We start from the raw sequence: 19,675 nt of genomic DNA, 5'->3' as shown, positions 1-19,675 counted from the left end.
AAATATGACTTTCTTTAATTCTCTACTGTGATCATCCTAACATTATTTATTAAAGCATTGATAATAAATAAAAATTGATCTTACTCTAAATATTTTAAATTCAGTTAGTCGTAAAAAGTTATTTGGATCCATAAAATTTAGAACTCTTTAAATATTTTCCTCTATTATTTTTTTAGTCGATTTAAAAACCTTCTCAAAGATCTTTTGTACTTGGGAGCTACCTACAGAACGTTATTATCTAAAAGTTTTTATCAATAGATAAAATGAGTAGTGGTATAATTGATTTTTATAAGAAAAAACTTACTTATTTTATGTTAATTAATTTTAATTGGTCGAAATGAACTTTTAGATTCTTCAGTCGTGCCTGCCTGTTTACCGACAGGCAGGCTTCTGAATGACATGGCGACTTTGTATTGTATAGATGGGTGTCATCCCGAGGCAACGAGGGATCACATTGATTATCAACAGATTCTTCACTTCGTTCAGAATGACAAAAATATCTTTATGCATGATTACGGACATTCAGTAACGAAATATATTTTTAAAGTTAAGTCTTATAAATCACTTCTCACTTTATTTATTAAAAATAAAAAATCCCAGCCAAAGCCAGGATTTAATAAGTTATATATTTAGTTAAACCTATTTTTTATAAGCTTCGTTTAAAGCATCTAAAATAGTTTGTGTTAAATCATTCTCTTCTGTTCCATAAAGAACAGAAGCTGCACCATCGCTAGTTCCTAAAATATAAGTATAGCCATTGGCTTTTCCATAATCTTTAACAAAATCTTTCACTTTAACAATTAATGAATCTATTTCAGTTTGGAAGTTTTGAGTTAACTGTTGTTGTTCAAATTGCATTTGTTGTTGAAGTACCTGTTGTTTTTGTTGCAAACCTCCCATTAATTCCTGTTGTTTTCTTTGTGAAGATTTTTTAGCGGTAATTTGTGCTTGCTGAACTTCCAATTGAAAAGCTTGACCTATACTATCTGCTTTCTTTTTAAAGGCTTCATCCTTTGTTTTGAATTTTGCTTCTAAATCTTTTTTCTCTAGATAATCATTTATTACAACACCGTTGTCTATGAATCCGATTTTTTTTTCTTTTTGACAAGAAGTAAAAACCAAGCTTACTAATAATACATAAAGTATATTTTTCATTTTATTGTTTTTTAAAATCTGAACAAAAATAACAAAGTAGCTCAATATTTAAATCAATTCTGTATTGAATTTAATATATAATAAAACTTTATAATAAAAAGTATTATAAATAGTTAATATCTATTACGAATTAAGCGATTTAAAGCGATTTAAGCGATCTTAAATAATCTTACTGGTATTTATTTGTTTTATATAGTAATAATTAAATGAGGTTTCTTAAAATGAATTTTAGTTATTTTTTATAATATAAATTAAAGAAGAGCCCTCTTTCGACTTGATAGCTTTTAAATTTGATAGCAATCCAATCCAAAATCCTTTAATAGGATTCATTTTTCCATGCTTATATTTTTCTGAAAGCAAACTCACATAAAAGGCATCAAAAAGCATTGGTTTTATTTTTATGACTTCCATAGTAACTTTAGAAACTAATTTAGAAATAGACTTTTTATTAAAATGCCAAAGATGTCTTGGTACATCATAAGCGGCCCAAAATTCTTTATAATATTTTGCATCGTAGCTTTTATAATTAGGAACAGCAATTATTAAAGTACCATTTGGTTTTAATAATTTTTTAAAAATAGTTATATGATCTTCTAAATTTGGTAAATGTTCCAATACATGCCAAAGAGTAATAACATCAAAACTTGCTGGGTCAAATTTTAAAAGTTGTTCAATTTTAAAAACAGCATCATTGGTTTTTTTATTTGCAATATTTCGAGCTTGCTTATTAGGTTCAATTCCATAAACTTTCCAATTGTTTTGTTTTGCGGTTTGTAAAAAATCGCCTGTACCGCATCCAATATCTAAAAGATTTTTTTCTTTATAAGAAAAAGAATTGATTAACTTCAGTTTCTTTTTTAAAGAGATCCTCCTAATGAAATGATACACTTTTTCAAATAAATTTCTTTGGGTATCTGTATGTGAAATATAATCTTCACTTTTATAATAATCCGGTAATTTTTCTAAAGATGGTTGTGGTGTTGTTTCTAGAAAACCATACTTGTTATTTTTAATTAATTCAAATTTTTCACCAGAAACCGAATGATCTTTTAGAGTTAAATATGGAGTTTTTTTTTTCATGGAAATAGATTATGAAGTTAAAAGCGAATAGCAAAAATTAAATTTTTTATTAAACGTTCCACGTGGAACACTTAAAAATTACCTACCCATATAAACCAATAATACAGAAATATCGTTAGGAGAAACACCACTAATTCTTGATGCTTGCGATACCGTAGTTGGTTGTATTTTTTTTAATTTTTCACGTGCTTCAAAGCTCATGGACTTTATTTGGGAATAGTCAAAATTCTCAGGAATTTTTACATATTCTAACCTACTTAATTTATCAGCATTGTTTTTTTCTTTTGCTATATACCCAGAATATTTTACTTGAATTTCTGTCTGTTCTATCACTTCATTATCTAGATTGTTATCCTGTATATATTTTTCAACATCCTTAAATTTTCGAACATCATCAATCGTGATATTTGGTCTGGAAAAGATCTTAAACATCTTATCAGATTGTTTAACCAAAGCAGATCCTTTAGATTCTAAAACTGGATTTGCTTCTTCTGGTTTTACACTTGTTTTAGAAAAGAATTCTACGAATTTCTCAGCATCATTGTGTTTTTGTTCCATCCTTTTTAAACGTTTTTCGCTAGCTAATCCAATTTTAAAACCTTTAGGAGTTAATCTTAAATCCGCATTATCCTGACGCAATAAGGTTCTGTATTCTGCTCTCGATGTAAACATTCTATAAGGCTCTTCTGTGCCTTTTGTAATTAAATCGTCTATTAAAACACCTATGTAAGCCTCATCTCTTTTAAGAGTAAATGCTTCTTTTTCCTGAACCTTTAGACATGCATTTATACCAGCTATCAATCCTTGAGAGGCTGCTTCTTCATAACCTGTAGTTCCATTAATCTGACCTGCAAAATATAAACCTTCAACAAGCTTGGTTTCTAAAGTATGTTTTAATTGTGTAGGTGGAAAATAATCGTATTCGATAGCATAGCCTGGTCTAAAGAATTTTACATTTTCAAAACCAACTACAGATCGCAATGCTTTAAATTGGACGTCTTCCGGGAGTGATGTTGAGAAGCCATTTACATAAACTTCGCAAGTGTTCCAACCTTCGGGTTCTATAAATAATTGATGCCTGTCCTTATCTGCAAAACGATTAATCTTATCTTCAATAGAGGGACAATAACGCGGTCCCAAACTTTTAATCCTACCATTAAACATTGGAGATCTGTCAAAGCCTTCACGAAGTAGATCATGTACCTCAAGACTGGTGTAAGTCATATGGCAAGAACGTTGGTTTTGTAATGGCTTTGTTATGTCTAAATATGAAAACTTTTCTGGATTATTATCTCCGGGCTGTTCTATCATTTTAGAATAATCTAAACTTCGTCCATCCACTCTTGGTGGGGTTCCTGTTTTCATTCTACCAGAATCAAAACCTAAATCCACCAATTGTTCCGTAATACCAGTTGCTGCTTTTTCCCCTGCTCTACCGCCACCAAAATTCTTATCTCCTATATGAATTAATCCATTTAAAAAAGTACCATTTGTTAAGATAACGGACTTTGCTTTTATTTCTATTCCTAATGATGTTTTTACGCCTGTTACTTTCCCTTTTTTTACTATTAAACCAGATACCATTTCTTGATAAAAATCAAGATTTGGTGTTCCCTCCAAAAGCAGTCGCCAATCTTCAGCAAAACGCATACGGTCACTTTGTACCCTTGGGCTCCACATAGCGGGACCTTTAGATTTGTTAAGCATTTTAAACTGTATGGCAGAGGTATCGGAAACGATGCCACTATAACCACCAAGCGCATCAATCTCCCTTACAATTTGTCCTTTTGCAATACCACCCATGGCAGGATTGCAAGACATCTGAGCAATGTTTTGAAGGCTCATGGTAACAAGCAATGTTTTGCTACCAATATTTGCAGCCGCGGCAGCTGCTTCACTTCCTGCATGCCCTGCTCCAACAACTATAACATCATACACTTCGTTAAACATAATTTTTGGTTTTAAAAATACGTATGTTCCACGTGGAACATATAAATAATTTGAATTTGCAAATATACGTTGTTTCTTGAAAATTAAAGTTTTTGTATTCCTACTTTACCTGTAGTTTTACCATAGGTTAATAGGTTCCTATCCTTTAATTTTTAATTTAGAAGTAGTTTAAACCACTTCCTAGAAAGAAAGATGGGTTCTAAACCAATTGCTTTAAATAATGGTTTTCTTTGTCTCGCATGACTTTAGCATCAGAATCTGTTTTGTCTTTATAACCACAGTAATGAAGTATACCATGTATGATAACACGGTTTAGTTCTTCTTCAAAAGAAACAGAGAAATCCTTGGCATTGTCCTTGACCCTTTCTATAGAAATAAAAATATCTCCCTGTATTAATTTCCCCATAGAATAATCGAAGCTAATAATGTCTGTTAATGTATCATGATCTAAAAATTCTACATTCAATTTATGAAGGTATTCATCATCACAAAACACATAATTTATTTCTTCTAATTTATATCCTTCTTCAGAAATTGTACTTATCACCCAGTTGGAAATAGCGTCTTCATTTTTTAAAGAAAAATTGGTTTCGTAATTGAAGTTAATCATTATTCTGCTTAAAATATTCTTGCACTTTCTTTTTATAAACTTGTTGCAAAGGTAAAGCTTGTCTGTTTAATATTTCGGTAGTTTTAAAATATTGTTTTGCAGTAGGGATTTGATTATTGGTATTATTGTTAAAATGGTTTTTATTCGTTTCAGATTCTCTTTTATTATCCTCACCTTGCTGAAAAGTAGCATTTTCCAATTTTAATAATTGATGTTTTAAATGCATCATTTTTTGAAGTGTTTGATTCGTGAATCCTTTGTTTAATAAATCCAATTCTATGTCTTCCATCTTTCTTAACAAAGCATCTCCGTTCCCCCCTTTACCCTTTCCTTCTTTGGCCAATCTTTCTTCTAATGCTTTTCGTAATTGTTGTTGTTGTTGGTATATTTCATATAATAAACCATTCATGTCTTCATTGGTTCCTTCTCCTTCATTTTGTTGATTCCCATTTTTTTCTTCACCTTGCTTACCTCCTTTGTTTTCCTTTTCACCTTTGTTTCCTTTTTTGTCTTCTCCATTTTCACCTGCTTTCTCCCCCTTGCCCTCTTGTTCTTTAGGACTTCCTTTTTCGCCTTTTTTCATACCTTCCTCCATCATTTTATTGAGTTCTTCCTGACTCATAATAATATCCGGTAATTGCATGTCTCCTTGTCCGCCTTTACCAGGGGACATACTCAAATTCTCTTGCATGTTATCTAAAACATCACTTAAAAAATTAGCCAAATTATTTGCTGCTGTAACAGCGAACTGTTGATTTGAAACGCCTTGATATAATTGGTTTTCGGCTAATAGATTTAAGGCTTTATCAATATTGTAATAGACCTCTGTAATTTCTTTATTGACTTTTTCCGAGAGTTTAGGCTGACGAAGCGATAATGAAAATAGGCTGTCATCTATATGCTCAAAATGTTCTTTTAAATTGTTTTGCTTACGTAAATAAGATGCAAATTTATTGTGATTTACATCGATACTTTTAAATTGGTTCATGACCGCTTCCTGATCAAAAGAAAACAATACCAGATTGTCTAAAATCTGTCTAAGCATATCAACATCTTCCTGCATTTGCTCACCACCACCTGCTTGCATCACACTTTGCATTTGTTGACTCATTTTTTTCATTTTTTGAGCTGCTTTCTTTTGACTCTTCTGGGCGTTCTTTAAATTCTGATTTTGTTGTTCTTCTGGTTTACCTTCTTCTTCTTTTTCACCTGTTTGCTCCTGTTCTTTTTTATCTAATTCCTTAGAAGCATTTTCCTGTTCCTTTTTAATGGCATCTTCTTCTAATTTATCCTGTGGTATATCAATGGGTTTTTTTAAAGCTTTGCTATCCTTCTTTAAATCTTCCAATTGTTTAGAGAATTTATCAAATTCCTTATTAAGCGTTTCTTGTTTGTCTTTAGTGTTTTTTTCTTCAGATGTGTTGGATAATTTTTCTTGTTCGTCTGCAAGTTTTTTTAAGTCATCCCCGAGTTTTTTTAATTTGTTTTCAACATAAAAACGCTTGGTTAGTTCCAATAACTGCTCTAAACTTCGTTTTTTGTTTTTATTTTGTTTAGCGAGCTGCTCGAGCTTTTCGGTTATTGCATCTTCTTGGTTGATTTTTTCCAGAAGTTTTTTTAACTCATCCAGCACCTTTTCATCTTTTTTGAGCTGTTCTTCGTTTTCTTTTAAACGTTCTTTTAAATCTTCTTTAAAGGAGTCTTCCTTTAAATCCTCCTTTTTAAATTCTTCTAAGTTATTTTTTAGTTTTTTGTTAAAGTTTTTCATCATGTCGTCTTGTTGTTTCTGACGTTTGAAAAATGATTCTAACTTTTTCTTATCGTTAAAATTTAAATTCGTTTTTTCTTTTTGGGTCTTAGTTAGCTCTTGTAACTTTTTATCCTGCTCATCAAACTTCTCTAAAGATTTATTTAAATTTTTAATGGTTTCACTTTGTTCTTCTAAATTCTTTAGTGTCTCTTCTTCTTTAGTACGTTTTCTATAAGTAAACACATGACTTTTTACAGCTTTATATTTGTTAATTACATCATTATCAAAAACTTGAAAGTATAATTCATAGGGTATCCCAGCTTTTATTTTTAAATTATTAGGGAAAGCACTTATAAATTCTGCAATATTGGAATTAGAAATGGGAATGGTTTCAAATTGCTTATTTTTTTCATCATCAGATGGATAGTATACGAGTTGTAGCTTACTAAAACCATAATCGTCACTTACCTGTCCGTAAAAGTATAAGGTTTGCAAATCCAAACTATCGGTTTCTACTTTTAAGTCGATCTCTGGATATTCATCTTTAACAACACCAATGTTAAATGCTAAATTTTCGTAATTCTGAAGGTTTTTATTGCTGGTACTCAAGCTATAATCTAAATGATTATAAACGTGCTTAGACGCTTCAAAAACATTCGGTTTGTTAGAAGAAAAATCAATAGTATCATGAGCATATAAATAAACATGATCTGTCGCTTTTGTTTTTAACTTCCAAATCACATGGGTGCCTTCTGGAACCAATGCATTCCCCGTACTTTTAATAGTTTCATCTTTCTTTTTGGTATAGCTGGGATAATCCAGAACCATTTCGAAACTCAATAGGGACGGGACTTCAACAATTTTAATTTCATAAGGTTTAGACCTTACTTCGTTAGCCGACAATTCAAAATTAGTATCTGTTTTGAGTTGGGAAAACACATATTCAAATTCCCCCGCTCCTTTTTGCTGCAAAAAATATGTTTCGTTATTGTAAGTTATTTGGGCACTTTCCGGAGTGAGTTCCCCTGCTGTTTTTACAATAAGTTTAAAGTCTTTATTCTCAATAGCATTTAAATCATCATTTACTACAAAAAACTGAAATGGCGCTGGTGGCTCGTAAGCCGTTTTGTAATGAACAACGCGCTCATAACTATCACTAAACCAACTAAAATTACCTGTTAAAAAAGTAAGCAATAGGATTAAAACCGGAATAGCGGCATATTTTAAATATCCTACATTTTTTTTAAGGTTAACAGCTAATTTAAAGGGAATGGGATTAAGCTCTAATGATTTCTGTTCAATGCTCGCTAAAAGTAATTCCGACTGCGATCTGTTTTGATGTAGTTGAAGGACATTTAACAATTTATCGTTTACTTCTGGAAAATGCTGCCCTATAATTCTTGAGGCATCTTCATAATTAATGCCTTTTTGAAGCTTGAATAATTTAGCTAAAGGTGTTGCAATGAATTTAAAAATTAAAACAATTTCTACAATAATGAACAACCAAAACAAAATGGTTCTAGCCAAAGTGCTTAACCATAGAACATGCTCGATGAACAATGTGAATAAAAGGTATAATAAGCCTATGGCAAAAAACAAAATAGCGCCTTTAATCAGTTCATTTGTGTAGTAGCGTTTAATAAATGCCTCTAACTTGTTTTGTATGTTTTTAAAGTTACTGTTCATGGTCAGGATGCTTGATGTCTGGGACCTACAAATTCGATTTTTTTTTTAAATAAAGTATTTAAAAGTTAATATAACGACTTACTAAACTACGATTTTTTTAGTATAGAGTTTATAATTAAGTGTTAATTGTTAAGTTATACCGATTTCAATAGGGTCATTATTAAAAATCTTTATGTCTGGTATTTTCTATTATAGCTTATCTGTATCTTTGCAAACAAATTTATAGAATATGACCAAAAACGTTCGCGTGCGTTTTGCACCTAGCCCAACAGGCCCCTTACATATAGGAGGTGTTCGCACCGCTTTATTCAACTATTTATTTGCAAAAAAGCATCAAGGAACTTTTGTTCTTAGAATAGAAGATACCGACCAGACCAGATATGTTGAGGGTGCAGAAAAGTACATTGTTGATGCGTTTAATTGGTGCGGTATCCCTTTTGATGAAGGGCCTACTTTTACTGTGGCCGGTACCAATTCCAAAAACGAAACATTTGGTCCTTACAGGCAAAGTGAACGAAAGCATTTATATAAACAATATGCTGATGAATTGATTGCATCGGGCCATGCTTATTATGCTTTTGATACTGCCGAAACATTAGATTTTCATAGGAAAGATCATGAAGCTAAAGGCAAAACGTTTATCTATAATTGGCATAATCGTTTAAAATTGGATAATTCTTTATCGCTTGGCGCGGAAGACGTTAAATCGAGATTAGATGCCGGTGATGCGTATGTGATCCGATTTAAATCCCCGCAGGACGAAACACTTCATTTAACAGATATTATTCGTGGTGATATTAAAATAGACACCAATATTTTAGACGATAAGGTATTGTTTAAGAGCGATGGGATGCCAACCTACCATTTAGCGAATATTGTGGACGACCATTTAATGGAAATAACACATGTTATTCGCGGTGAGGAATGGTTACCATCTTTAGCATTGCACTATCAATTATACAAGGCTTTTGGCTGGGAGGTTCCAGAATTTGCACATTTGCCGTTAATTTTAAAACCAACAGGAAAAGGAAAATTAAGCAAGCGCGATGGGGATAAGTTGGGCTTTCCTGTATTTCCTTTAGAATGGAAAGACCCTAAAAGCAACGAGATTTCAAAAGGTTATAAAGAAGCTGGGTATTTTCCTGAAGCTATGGTGAATTTCTTGGCTTTTTTAGGTTGGAACCCAGGAACCGAACAGGAAATTTTTAGCTTGGATGAACTTATCGAAGCCTTCGATTTGAGCCGTGTTAATAAATCGGGAGCTCGTTTTGACCCTGAAAAGATCAAGTGGTTTAACCATCATTATATGCAAGAACAAAACAATAATGATTTAGCTAAGTGGTTTAAATCCATTGTTGATGAAAAGTTAAATGTCATTCAGAGTACTTCGACTACGCTCAGTACAGGCTATAGCGAAGAATCTAATAATAAGATGCCTCCCAATGTTCATAATGATATAGATGTGAATTATATTTCTATGGTCATTGGACTCATAAAAGAACGTGCGACGTTCATCTCAGATTTTTGGGACTTAAGTCATTTCTTTTTTCAAGCGCCAAAGGCCTATGATGAAAAAGCATCAAAAAAGGCTTTTAAGGAAGGCACAAAAGAACTTATGCAGGAATTGGTATCAATTATTGATACCATAGAGGATTTTTCAGTAGAAAACCTTCAAACTAAAATTAAAGGCTGGATTACGGACAAAGAAATTGGCTTTGGTAAAGTGATGATGCCTTTGCGTTTAGCATTAGTTGGCGCTTTACAAGGTCCGGATGTGTTTGATATTATGTATATGATTGGGAAAGTAGAAAGTGTTAAACGGATTGAAGCTGCCATAGCTTCTTTATAAGTTTTTAATTTCTGCGAAGGCAGGAATCTACTTTTATGATTTCAATTTATGAGATTCCTGCCTTCGCAGGAATGACAAATCTAAAACAAAACAATCGCCCCTAAAACCAACATGGTTTGATGTCCTTTAAAACGGGCATCGCCTCCACTGGTATCTAAATTTTGATTTTCAAGTTTTTTCAAAATATTGGTGAAACCATAAAGATATTGTGCCTTGATTTTTAAGTTTTTTATACCTACCGAAGCACCTACGGCGCCATTTAAATTAAATGGGGAAATATTGGTAATAGCTTCTGCAGATAAATTGGTGTAATTATTTATATAATAACCTTCTTGCGCTTTATTTTTAAATTCCAACCTACTATTGTATTGCAGCATGGGGCCCAAGTCTATAGTAACATAATCAGGAATTATTTTTATATGACCTAAAAGTGCTATTTGAGCAGCAAACATTTTATATTCAACAAATGCTTCTTCGGTACTGGCTATAGCAGGTCTTCCTAAAATTTCAATATTGCTTTCAGATAATTGCATACCAAAACTCATATGGTACCATCGATGAGGGAGGTTGACCGTTGCCAATAACCCCCCTAAAAACCCATCCCCTTGTTTGGTAACAAAGTTATTGGTTGTCATATCAAATTTGGTAATACCACCGTTAATTCCAAAACCATTGGAAATTCTATAATGTCCTTTTTGTGCAAAATTTGTTGTAACAAAACAGATAGCTATAGCTACTAATAAGATAAGTTGTTTTTTCATAATTATTTATAGGGATAAGTGTGTAAATATAACTTAAATTAGTCATTCGATATTTTCTAACATTTTATACAAATACCATGAGTTATTTCTTTATTCCCATTATCGTATTCGGATTAATAATATTAATCTCGTCATTCTTTATTGTAAAACAACAAACCGCGGCTATTATAGAACGCTTCGGTAGGTTTCAATCTATTCGCCAATCAGGCTTACAGTTAAAAATTCCTTTGGTGGATAGAATTGCAGGCAGATTAAGTTTAAAAATTCAACAACTAGATGTTATTGTGGAAACAAAAACTAAAGATGATGTATTTGTACGTTTAAAAGTATCTGTGCAATATAAAGTCATTAGAAACAAGGTTGAAGATGCTTTTTATAAATTGGATTACCCCCATGATCAGATTACAAGTTATGTGTTTGATGTGGTACGTGCAGAAGTACCAAAAATGATTTTAGATGATGTTTTCTTAAAAAAAGATGATATTGCTATCGCTGTAAAATCTGAATTGAATGATGCTATGCAAGATTACGGTTATGATATTATTAAAACACTTGTAACGGATATCGATCCAGATGCCCAGGTAAAAGCGGCCATGAATAGAATTAATGCTGCAGATAGAGAAAAAACAGCTGCACAATACGAAGGCGATGCTGCTCGTATTTTAATTGTTGAAAAAGCAAAAGCAGAAGCAGAAAGCAAGCGTTTGCAAGGTCAAGGTATTGCAGATCAACGTCGTGAAATTGCTCGTGGTTTAGAAGAGTCTGTTGAAGTTCTTAATAAAGTTGGTATTAACTCGCAAGAAGCATCAGCACTTATAGTAGTAACACAACATTATGATACCTTACAAGCTATAGGGCAAGAGACCAATAGTAACTTAATTTTATTACCTAATTCACCACAGGCAGGAAGCCAAATGTTAAATGATATGGTCGCAAGCTTTACCGCTAGCAATCAAATAGGAGAAGCTATGAAAAATGCTAAAAAAGATAAGAACAAAGATGAATAAAATAACTTCAACTGTTTTAATGCTGCTACTGTTTTGTAGTAGCATTTCTTTTGCCCAGTCTACAGAAGTATTAAAAGCATCGGCTTTAAGAGATGCTAAAAGTATATGTCAAGCCACTTTAAAAATGAATTTTGATAAGGCTTTAGATTATAGTCACCCAGGTTTTTTAAAAATGATGGGTGGGAAAGAAAAGGCGATTGAATTATTAAACTCAACGTTTAATACGATGAAAGAAAGCGGTTTTATTTTTGAAAAATCTGATGTTTTAGGAGTTTCCGATGTTGTTTTAGAAGATGATGAATATCGCTGTTATGTTGAAGCTTTCAATCAAGTGATTATGGATGGAAAGCGGATTAAAACTAAAAGCTACTTATTTGGAATTTATAATGCTGAAACAAAATTATGGTGTTTTATTGATATTAAGCAATTAAAAAATGAAGCTATGATGAATCAAGTACTTCCAAATTTTAAAACAAGTTTGAAGATTCCGGATGACGAAATGACTACCGAAGACCTTTGATATATAGAGGGTGTCTAAAAAGTAAGTTCGATGTCATATTGAGCTTGTCGAAATATTTTTAACTTACTGATAATCAATATCGGTTTCGACAGGCTCAACCTGACAAATCAAATTATAAAGACTTTTTAGACACCCTCATTCTTTAAAAGGATGTCGCTCTTCCCAGTCTTGTTTAGGGTTCATTAAACCAAACACTTGTTTTAAAACAGCATTTATAAAGCCGTTGGTGTGTTTCATATATACCGCCATAGCTTCAGGTTTAGCCCCTACAGAGCTTTTAATCTCCATAGCTGTTCTAGCATACACAATAGAAGAAAACGCATTATCAATGCCGTATTTAGCCATGTCATATAACATATTTAAATACAATTGATTTGAATATTGGTGTTTGGCATCATAACCTAAAAAATAAGTTTCCAAATTCTTATTGTTTAATATTAGAGAAAAGAAACCAACGAGTTCATCTTTTAGATAATACCCAAAAACGCTGAAATTTTCTTTTAAATAGAACTTTAGACTATAAAAATGATCTTCTGGTAACAAAAAGGTATTAAACTTTGCATTTTTAGAAACGTTCAAATAAAAGCCATGTAGTTTGTTCGAATTACTTTTAATAGTTTCTAAGTCTAATTCATGGCAGGTAATAACACCTAATTTCGTTTTTGCTCGCTTATATCGTGTTCGATATTTCTTGGTCATACTAGCCAGATAATCATCAATAACCTTCCACTCTGGTCGTATTTTCATAATCATGTTTGGCTGTACTAAAACTTTGTATAATTTATGTGAACTAAAAAAAGAGGCTTCAGCGTGAATAGCATCATCAAGAAAATAATCCTTAAACATAATAGCACGGATTTTCTTGTTTTGCTTTTCCTTTATGTCTTTTTTAATAATCTGTAAGGCATTAAAAACACATTCTAAATATGTAAATTGAGATATGCTCTCCTTGTTAAAAAATACACCATGCTGCCCCGTATGGGTTAAGTTTCCAACAACTAATATGTTTCCTTTAAGAATCTTTGAAATGATATTTTGAAAAAATTCCTTCAAACAGGACACCTGTGTTTTCCTAAACATATCTTTTAGGTACAATTGCACGCGCTGAATGATAGCTACACCAACCAGTAGGTCTTCTTTAAAAACGCCAACATAAAAGAGCTGTATATTGTCTGGAGATGCTTCCTCTAAAGCTTTTAAATAGTCAACTTGTAAAAAGATATCGTGTTTTACAAAAGCATCCCAACCTTTAGGGAGGGTGTTCGCAGAATGATAAATATGAGCTGTTTTATTCAATAGGAATAATAAGAGAGACTGAAAAATTACAATTTTCAGTCTCTAGATATGTTAAAACTTTACAAAATGATTATTTCCAGCCACAAATAATAGCTCCCATAACGCCTAAAGTTACAATCCAATAACCGCTATTAATAAAAATATATTTAGCGCCTTTACGTTCAAACAAAGCATTTGTGCCTATAATGGGGAGCGCAATAAAAACACCAGCTATAACACCATGAAGAGCACCATGTTTAAAGGTTCTGAAAGCATCACCATAGTCGTTCATGAAAGCTTCATAAGATGGTAATGCAACAGATGGGTCGCCACCAACTAAGCTAAAAGCTCCCATTTGATGAATAACAATACCAGGAAGTGCCATTGCCAATAAGAAAGCGAATAATAATGCTAAACCAAAAATCTTAGCCATATTTCCGCCTTTTACTTGTTCTTCTGTCATGCCTGCTGCTTGCATCCAAGCATTACCAAACACTTTTGGGTTGTACCAAATAAATCCGACAACTAATGCCGAAACTGCAGCAACAATGATTGCTGGAAAGTTTAATAAATCCATAATATTTTAGTTATAGTTATAATATAAATATATATAAAATTATAACATCAATATTGTTTTTTAATGTTTTATAAATTTCAAAACCATTAGTGTCCGATTAAAGACGTAAGACCGCTTCGCTATTAGAACCAAGAACAAAGACATGATTGTAACTAACAGACAAACAGGTACACCATTATTGTTTTACTTCCAGAAACCTAAATATTTCTTGATAGATTTAACTAGTATTAAAAGCAAGGAATCTAATCAGTAATGCTTTTACAAATACTATTATAGATGGGCTTTAAATTATAGTCTATAGTTTTAATCGGACAACAATATTTCAAAACATATTATGAATAGACTCAGCCTCAAATACTAACAGCTCATTTTTGTCCTCCAGAGCTTTAGTAATAAACTCGTTTATAGCATCGTTTTTGGTTTGTCCGTTTTTTAACAAGACCCCTAAACTAAGTATTACTGCAATTCTGGTTCCCACTTTTTTAACTGCCGTATTAAATAACGGTTGCAGCTCTTCGTAAGCCACATTTTTAGCAAGTTCCTGAATCTCTGCCTTTATTTTTTGCTGCTTTAATTCTGGTAAATTGGTATATTTTTTTCCTAGTTGCTGGATAATATCAATCGCTTTTCGTTTTGATTGTTGCGGTTTGTTATTTTGTTGATTTGAATTATTTTGCACAGGCTCCTTTTTGGCCTTGGCCCAAGAATCACGTAATCCAACTGTTTTATTAAATATGATGTTTTCTGAAGTAGCATCATTATCCACATTAAAATAGCCCAAACGTTGAAACTGAAACCGATCTCCTATCTTAGCGTTTTTTAAACTTGGCTCAACAAAAGCTTCAATAACTTTTAACGAATGAGGATTTATAAAATCCATAAAATCTTTGTCTTGGTGACTATCTGGCGCTTCGTCCATAAACAAACGATCATATTCTCTAACTTCCACTTTTATGGCGTGCTTAATAGATACCCAATGCAATGTTCCTTTTACTTTTTTAGAGGTGTCTTCTGAATAGGTACAATGAATTTCTGTAATGTTTCCGTGCGTATCTTTTTTAACATCTTCTGCCTTAATTATATAAGCATTTTTAAGACGCACCTCTCCTCCTAATTTTAACCTAAAAAACTTATGACCGGCTTCTTCTTTAAAATCGTCTTTTTCAATATACAATTCACGGGAAAAAGGTACTTTTCTAAATCCGGCATTTTCATCTTCTTGATTGTTCTCTGCTTCTAACCATTCCTCTTTATCTTCAGGATAATTTGTAATAACCAGTTTTACGGGGTCCAAAACACCCATGACCCTTGGTGCCGTTTTATTCAAATCTTCGCGAATACAGAATTCCAAAAGAGATACATCAATCACATTATCACGTTTTGCAACACCAACCGTTTCCACAAATTTTCTAATGGCATTGGGCGTATAGCCGCGACGGCGCAAACCTGAAATGGTTGGCATGCGTGGGTCGTCCCAGCCACTTACCACACCATCGTTAACCAATTGAAGCAGCTTACGCTTGCTCATAATGGTGTAACTTAAGTTTAAACGAGCAAATTCACGCTGTTTTGGCCTTACGAGCGTATGATCTATAATCTGATCTAAAAACCAATCGTAAAGTTCTCTATGGGGCTTAAACTCTAAAGAACATAACGAATGCGATATTTGTTCTATATAATCGCTTTCACCATGTGTCCAATCGTACATCGGATAAAGGCACCAGTCGTTAGCTGTTCTATGGTGATGCTTTTTCAAAATACGATACATGATGGGGTCTCGCATAAGCATGTTAGGATGCTGCATATCTATTTTAGCACGAAGTATATGCGAACCTTCTTCGAATTCGCCATTTTTCATACGTTCAAATAAATCTAAATTTTCAGTGACGCTCCTATCTCTAAAAGGGCCATCAACTCCTGGTTGTGTCGGGGTTCCCTTTTGTTCTGCCATAGCTTCACTAGACTGTGAATCTACATAGGCTTTTCCTTCTTTTATAAGAACAATGGCCCAATCGTAAAGTTGTTGAAAGTAATCTGAAGAAAATAATTCTTTATCCCATTTATAACCTAACCAGGCAACATCTTCTTTAATGGCATCTACATATTCCTGTTCTTCTTTTGCTGGATTTGTATCATCAAAACGAAGGTTAACAGGGGCCTTATATTTTTCGCCTAGACCAAAGCTGATACCGATGGCTTTTGTATGACCGATATGTAGGTAACCGTTTGGTTCTGGAGGGAATCTAAAACGCAATTTGTCTTTAGACATGCCATTAGATAAATCCTCTTCTATAATTTGCTCAATAAAATTGAGTGACTTTCTTTCTTCAGACATTTTTTCTGATTTTTTCAACTAAATAAGCCTCAAAATTACGGAAATTCGAGTTATTTTAGCCCAATACTAAAAACATTTGGATATTCTTAGTATAATATATTTAAGAAGCGTAACAAACTTTTAATGAGATAGACTTATAAATTGTCTATTATACCAAATGAATTTTAAAATGATTGGTAATAAATTTGATTTATATTTTCTTTAGATGTGATAAAAAACATATGCATAGCCTAGTTATGGATATGTTTTTTATTGAAATATAAAGGGAATAGAAACGGATTTAACCAGTTATTTTGAAGTTTATTTGGTATTATTAACTTCTTAAATATTTAAAGCATGCAAAATTTAAATTATGAGTGTCCAAAATGTCATAATAAAACTTATAAATTAGGTCAAATGAGGGCAACAGGTGGCACATTTTCTAAAATTTTTGATATACAAAATCAGAAATTTACTTCTGTAACATGCGAACGCTGTACTTACACAGAATTTTACAAAACTAAAACTAGCGGATTGAGTAACGTTTTTGATTTCTTTACAAATTAATGGGGGTTATAAAAGTTGAAAACATTAGGGTATTTGCCTATCATGGTTGTCTTAAAGAAGAAACTAAAATAGGAAGTGATTATCGTGTCGATCTGGAGGTTAAAGCCGATTTACAAACTTCGGCAAAGACAGATAAGTTATCTAATACGGTCGATTATGTATTTTTAAATAGAATTATAAAGGAAGAGATGCAAATCTCTTCTCATTTACTTGAAACAGTAGCTAGGCGTATACTTGATAGAATCTTTAATGAAGATAAATTGGTAAAAAAAGCGACGGTTTGGGTAAGCAAATTAAACCCACCTATTGGCGGGGATGTTCAAAGGGTAACGATAAAAATGACCGATAAGCGTAAAAAGTAATTTAAAGTGAGAAGAAGTTATATTTTTTTTTACATTTGTAACCTCGTTCCCAGAACATCGGGAACGACCGTTTAAAAGGCTTATCAAAATAAGTTTTTTGATAGATTTTTTTCAAATTGGCGTCGTGGCCGAGTGGCTAGGCAGAGGTCTGCAAAACCTTCTACAGCGGTTCGAATCCGCTCGACGCCTCCAGAACCTTCAAGTTTTTCTTGAAGGTTTTTTTATGATAGATCTTTAGAAAAAATTAATTGGCATGGCGCAAAACCTTCTCTCTGGGTTTGCAGTTCGAATCCGCTCGACGCCTCAAAAAAAACTTCTGGATTATTTATTCCGGGAGTTTTTCTTTTATAGGGCTTATTTGTTCTAACTTCTCTTTGTTTTTTTCGTAAGTCTCAGGAAAGAAACCTTGAACAAATAATAAAATGCCAAAACCTAAAATAACAATAGCTATTATTTTTTTGGTTTTAAAAATAAGTCGAGGCGTTAATTTTGCTTTTAATCTTTTAGCCACTAAAATTTTAAAGATATCTGTAACAAAATATGATATAATCATGGTCACTATAAAAATGATGGCGCCATTTTTTGAGGTTGTTAATGTATCTCCCAATACCATAAAACCTAGCCAACCGATTAATACACCAATATTTATAAAATTAAGTAAGAAGCCTTTTATAAAAAGTTTGCCGTAGTCTTTTTGAATTTCAACCTTGTGATATTCTTTAACAATAGCTCTAAAGGATTTAGATGTTTTTATGAAGGAAATAATGCCATAAACAATTAACAAAACACCTCCAAAAATTATAAAACTTGGGTCATTACTAACTTTTCCCCTGAGGTTATTGGTACTATAAAAAGCAATAATGATAAAAATGATATCGGCAAATACAACACCCAAATCGAATATTAAAGCGCTTCTAAAACCTTTTGTTGCACTTGTTTCCAAAAGCACAAAAAATACGGGACCAATTGTAAAGGCTAGTATGATTCCAAAAGGAATGGCGGTTAAGATATCATCAAGCATAGTAAAGTTAAGGTTTACACAAAGTAAAGAAATATTTTATAACTATTTAATAACAGATTACATAGAATTTATTGAAATGCTATGCCATAAAAAAAGAGTGTGCCTATCTCTAAACACACTCTTTTTTTATGGCATAGGTATATACCGGTTCTGATTTAAATTTATTCATTAAAACATATTTAAGATGCTAAAATATAGGCAAAAGAATCTATTACTTTAAATTAAAGAGGCGGTTTCTGTTTTTCATAATATAACGATCTGCAAATTTTAAATTTTCGTCTTTATCCCATAAGCCCCAATAGGCTCCTACATCACCTTCAACACCTGCTTTCCAAGACTCATCAAATGATGAAAAGTAAAAGATGTCTATATCGTCTGTTTTAGACCATCGTTGCGTGTTAATAAAATACTTTATAGCATTTTCAAAGGATGGTAAAGCGCCATGCAGCCCTTCTCCTAAGCTAGGCCATCCTGTTTCGGTAATGATTACTTTTTTACCATTTGCAGCTTTCATGGCCTGATGGAACATGTCTTTCATATAGATTAAAGAATACGCTATGTGGCACCCTTCCCAATACGGATAACAATTTGCCAATATAACATCGCATGCTTCGGTTATTTTTGGGCGTTGGGCAAACTCATAATAAGCATCAACATATCCTACAGGCGTATTTGGAAGCGCCTCTTTTACCTGATACATAAAATTTAACAGGGCTTCTTCTGTTAAATCGCCTCTATACATGACTTCATTACCAACAGCCGCTATATCTACCAGCCCTTCTTGAGCTAACTTAATAAGACCATCAATTTCTTTCTTGTTAATGTCTTGATTATCTCCTAACCAAGCCCCGACCAAGGTTTTAATACCATATTCTTTTGCAATACGAGGAATGTTTTCGTTACCATCTGTACATGAAAAAGAACGAATCCACTTGGTGTAAGGTCTAATAATTTTAATTCGCCTACGAATTTGCGCTTCCGTTATTTGAGAGCCTGGCTCCTGGCTTTCTTCATAGGGACTAAAACACAGCCCATGCATACCATTATTTAATATGCGACTGAATACATTTTGTAGTCCTTTGGTTGTTTTATTATCAAGATCGACTCCTGCTAATGCCATTAATTTTCCTGCTCTGCCTGACATATCTTTCTAATTTTTAATATGTTACTTATTCTTTCTTTTATTAAACT

At 32.6% G+C, this 19,675-nt stretch carries 16 protein-coding genes and 1 tRNA gene; 6 read left to right on the top strand and 11 right to left on the bottom strand.

Features of this window, described 5'->3' with window-relative positions:
- Positions 1–639: 639 nt before the first annotated feature.
- The 5 genes from PQO00_RS08165 to PQO00_RS08145 all read right to left on the bottom strand — a co-directional run bounded on the left by PQO00_RS08165 (position 640) and on the right by PQO00_RS08145 (position 8,231).
- Positions 640–1,155, bottom strand: coding sequence for an OmpH family outer membrane protein (locus PQO00_RS08165; RefSeq protein WP_274184350.1), 516 nt, complete (start codon positions 1,153–1,155; stop codon positions 640–642).
- Positions 1,156–1,383: 228 nt separating this feature from the next.
- Positions 1,384–2,235 (bottom strand): bifunctional 2-polyprenyl-6-hydroxyphenol methylase/3-demethylubiquinol 3-O-methyltransferase UbiG, encoded by an 852-nt coding sequence (locus PQO00_RS08160; protein WP_274184349.1) that lies wholly within the window; start codon positions 2,233–2,235, stop codon positions 1,384–1,386.
- A gap of 78 nt (positions 2,236–2,313) precedes the next feature.
- Positions 2,314–4,185 carry a tRNA uridine-5-carboxymethylaminomethyl(34) synthesis enzyme MnmG gene (mnmG, locus tag PQO00_RS08155; RefSeq protein WP_274184348.1) on the bottom strand — a complete coding sequence of 624 codons (1,872 nt, stop codon included), beginning with the start codon at positions 4,183–4,185 and terminating at the stop codon, positions 2,314–2,316.
- 199 nt (positions 4,186–4,384) lie between these two features.
- Positions 4,385–4,795 carry an rRNA maturation RNase YbeY gene (gene ybeY, locus PQO00_RS08150; RefSeq protein ID WP_274184347.1) on the bottom strand — a complete coding sequence of 137 codons (411 nt, stop codon included), beginning with the start codon at positions 4,793–4,795 and terminating at the stop codon, positions 4,385–4,387.
- Complete coding sequence (locus PQO00_RS08145; protein WP_274184346.1) at positions 4,788–8,231, bottom strand: DUF4175 family protein; 3,444 nt, start codon at positions 8,229–8,231, stop codon at positions 4,788–4,790. Before PQO00_RS08145 ends, ybeY begins: the two co-directional genes overlap by 8 nt.
- Before the next feature lie 229 nt (positions 8,232–8,460).
- On the opposite strand from PQO00_RS08145, the gene gltX reads away from it, so the two are divergent.
- The gene (gene gltX, locus PQO00_RS08140) at positions 8,461–10,080 is read left to right on the top strand and encodes a glutamate--tRNA ligase (RefSeq protein WP_274184345.1); all 1,620 of its coding nucleotides are present in this window, start codon (positions 8,461–8,463) and stop codon (positions 10,078–10,080) included.
- 80 nt (positions 10,081–10,160) lie between these two features.
- Here gltX and PQO00_RS08135 read toward each other — a convergent pair whose 3' ends face one another.
- Positions 10,161–10,841 carry a hypothetical protein gene (locus tag PQO00_RS08135; RefSeq protein WP_274184344.1) on the bottom strand — a complete coding sequence of 227 codons (681 nt, stop codon included), beginning with the start codon at positions 10,839–10,841 and terminating at the stop codon, positions 10,161–10,163.
- 77 nt (positions 10,842–10,918) lie between these two features.
- On the opposite strand from PQO00_RS08135, the gene PQO00_RS08130 reads away from it, so the two are divergent.
- Together PQO00_RS08130 and PQO00_RS08125 are read left to right on the top strand one after the other, a co-directional pair.
- A complete protein-coding gene (locus tag PQO00_RS08130; RefSeq protein WP_274184343.1) occupies positions 10,919–11,848 on the top strand; it encodes an SPFH domain-containing protein in 930 nt (309 codons plus the stop codon).
- The gene (locus tag PQO00_RS08125) at positions 11,841–12,368 is read left to right on the top strand and encodes a hypothetical protein (protein WP_274184342.1); all 528 of its coding nucleotides are present in this window, start codon (positions 11,841–11,843) and stop codon (positions 12,366–12,368) included. Before PQO00_RS08130 ends, PQO00_RS08125 begins: the two co-directional genes overlap by 8 nt.
- A 135-nt stretch (positions 12,369–12,503) precedes the next feature.
- Here PQO00_RS08125 and PQO00_RS08120 read toward each other — a convergent pair whose 3' ends face one another.
- The 3 genes from PQO00_RS08120 to PQO00_RS08110 all read right to left on the bottom strand — a co-directional run bounded on the left by PQO00_RS08120 (position 12,504) and on the right by PQO00_RS08110 (position 16,555).
- A complete protein-coding gene (locus tag PQO00_RS08120) occupies positions 12,504–13,664 on the bottom strand; it encodes a GNAT family N-acetyltransferase (RefSeq protein ID WP_274184341.1) in 1,161 nt (386 codons plus the stop codon).
- A 70-nt stretch (positions 13,665–13,734) separates the two neighbouring features.
- Positions 13,735–14,220: a DUF1761 domain-containing protein gene (locus tag PQO00_RS08115; protein WP_274184340.1), complete on the bottom strand. Its 486-nt coding sequence runs from the start codon at positions 14,218–14,220 to the stop codon at positions 13,735–13,737.
- Positions 14,221–14,542: 322 nt separating this feature from the next.
- Positions 14,543–16,555 (bottom strand): glutamine--tRNA ligase/YqeY domain fusion protein, encoded by a 2,013-nt coding sequence (locus PQO00_RS08110; protein WP_274184339.1) that lies wholly within the window; start codon positions 16,553–16,555, stop codon positions 14,543–14,545.
- 336 nt (positions 16,556–16,891) lie between these two features.
- On the opposite strand from PQO00_RS08110, the gene PQO00_RS08105 reads away from it, so the two are divergent.
- The 3 genes from PQO00_RS08105 (at position 16,892) to PQO00_RS08095 (ending at position 17,655) form a co-directional block, all read left to right on the top strand.
- Complete coding sequence (locus PQO00_RS08105) at positions 16,892–17,101, top strand: zinc ribbon domain-containing protein (protein ID WP_274184338.1); 210 nt, start codon at positions 16,892–16,894, stop codon at positions 17,099–17,101.
- Positions 17,101–17,463 (top strand): dihydroneopterin aldolase, encoded by a 363-nt coding sequence (folB, locus tag PQO00_RS08100; protein WP_274184337.1) that lies wholly within the window; start codon positions 17,101–17,103, stop codon positions 17,461–17,463. Before PQO00_RS08105 ends, folB begins: the two co-directional genes overlap by 1 nt.
- Before the next feature lie 118 nt (positions 17,464–17,581).
- Positions 17,582–17,655, top strand: a tRNA-Cys gene (locus PQO00_RS08095).
- 133 nt (positions 17,656–17,788) lie between these two features.
- Here the strand turns inward: PQO00_RS08095 and PQO00_RS08090 are convergent.
- Positions 17,789–18,484 carry a LysE family translocator gene (locus PQO00_RS08090; RefSeq protein ID WP_274184336.1) on the bottom strand — a complete coding sequence of 232 codons (696 nt, stop codon included), beginning with the start codon at positions 18,482–18,484 and terminating at the stop codon, positions 17,789–17,791.
- A 211-nt stretch (positions 18,485–18,695) separates the two neighbouring features.
- The gene (locus tag PQO00_RS08085) at positions 18,696–19,628 is read right to left on the bottom strand and encodes a glycosyl hydrolase family 17 protein (RefSeq protein WP_274184335.1); all 933 of its coding nucleotides are present in this window, start codon (positions 19,626–19,628) and stop codon (positions 18,696–18,698) included.
- Positions 19,629–19,675 lie beyond the last annotated feature (47 nt).

This window comes from Flavivirga sp. 57AJ16, assembly GCF_028736925.1.
Taxonomy (GTDB): Bacteria; Bacteroidota; Bacteroidia; order Flavobacteriales; family Flavobacteriaceae; genus Flavivirga.
This window is presented reverse-complemented; position numbering and strand designations above follow the sequence as displayed.

What these genes read in the sequence shown, in the direction of transcription:
- PQO00_RS08165 (WP_274184350.1), bottom strand. Translation starts at nt 1,155, where the DNA reads ATGAAAAATATACTTTATGTATTATTAGTAAGCTTGGTTTTTACTTCT.
- PQO00_RS08160 (WP_274184349.1), bottom strand. Translation starts at nt 2,235, where the DNA reads ATGAAAAAAAAAACTCCATATTTAACTCTAAAAGATCATTCGGTTTCT.
- mnmG (WP_274184348.1), bottom strand. Translation starts at nt 4,185, where the DNA reads ATGTTTAACGAAGTGTATGATGTTATAGTTGTTGGAGCAGGGCATGCA.
- ybeY (WP_274184347.1), bottom strand. Translation starts at nt 4,795, where the DNA reads ATGATTAACTTCAATTACGAAACCAATTTTTCTTTAAAAAATGAAGAC.
- PQO00_RS08145 (WP_274184346.1), bottom strand. Translation starts at nt 8,231, where the DNA reads ATGAACAGTAACTTTAAAAACATACAAAACAAGTTAGAGGCATTTATT.
- gltX (WP_274184345.1), top strand. Translation starts at nt 8,461, where the DNA reads ATGACCAAAAACGTTCGCGTGCGTTTTGCACCTAGCCCAACAGGCCCC.
- PQO00_RS08135 (WP_274184344.1), bottom strand. Translation starts at nt 10,841, where the DNA reads ATGAAAAAACAACTTATCTTATTAGTAGCTATAGCTATCTGTTTTGTT.
- PQO00_RS08130 (WP_274184343.1), top strand. Translation starts at nt 10,919, where the DNA reads ATGAGTTATTTCTTTATTCCCATTATCGTATTCGGATTAATAATATTA.
- PQO00_RS08125 (WP_274184342.1), top strand. Translation starts at nt 11,841, where the DNA reads ATGAATAAAATAACTTCAACTGTTTTAATGCTGCTACTGTTTTGTAGT.
- PQO00_RS08115 (WP_274184340.1), bottom strand. Translation starts at nt 14,220, where the DNA reads ATGGATTTATTAAACTTTCCAGCAATCATTGTTGCTGCAGTTTCGGCA.
- PQO00_RS08110 (WP_274184339.1), bottom strand. Translation starts at nt 16,555, where the DNA reads ATGTCTGAAGAAAGAAAGTCACTCAATTTTATTGAGCAAATTATAGAA.
- PQO00_RS08105 (WP_274184338.1), top strand. Translation starts at nt 16,892, where the DNA reads ATGCAAAATTTAAATTATGAGTGTCCAAAATGTCATAATAAAACTTAT.
- folB (WP_274184337.1), top strand. Translation starts at nt 17,101, where the DNA reads ATGGGGGTTATAAAAGTTGAAAACATTAGGGTATTTGCCTATCATGGT.
- PQO00_RS08090 (WP_274184336.1), bottom strand. Translation starts at nt 18,484, where the DNA reads ATGCTTGATGATATCTTAACCGCCATTCCTTTTGGAATCATACTAGCC.
- PQO00_RS08085 (WP_274184335.1), bottom strand. Translation starts at nt 19,628, where the DNA reads ATGTCAGGCAGAGCAGGAAAATTAATGGCATTAGCAGGAGTCGATCTT.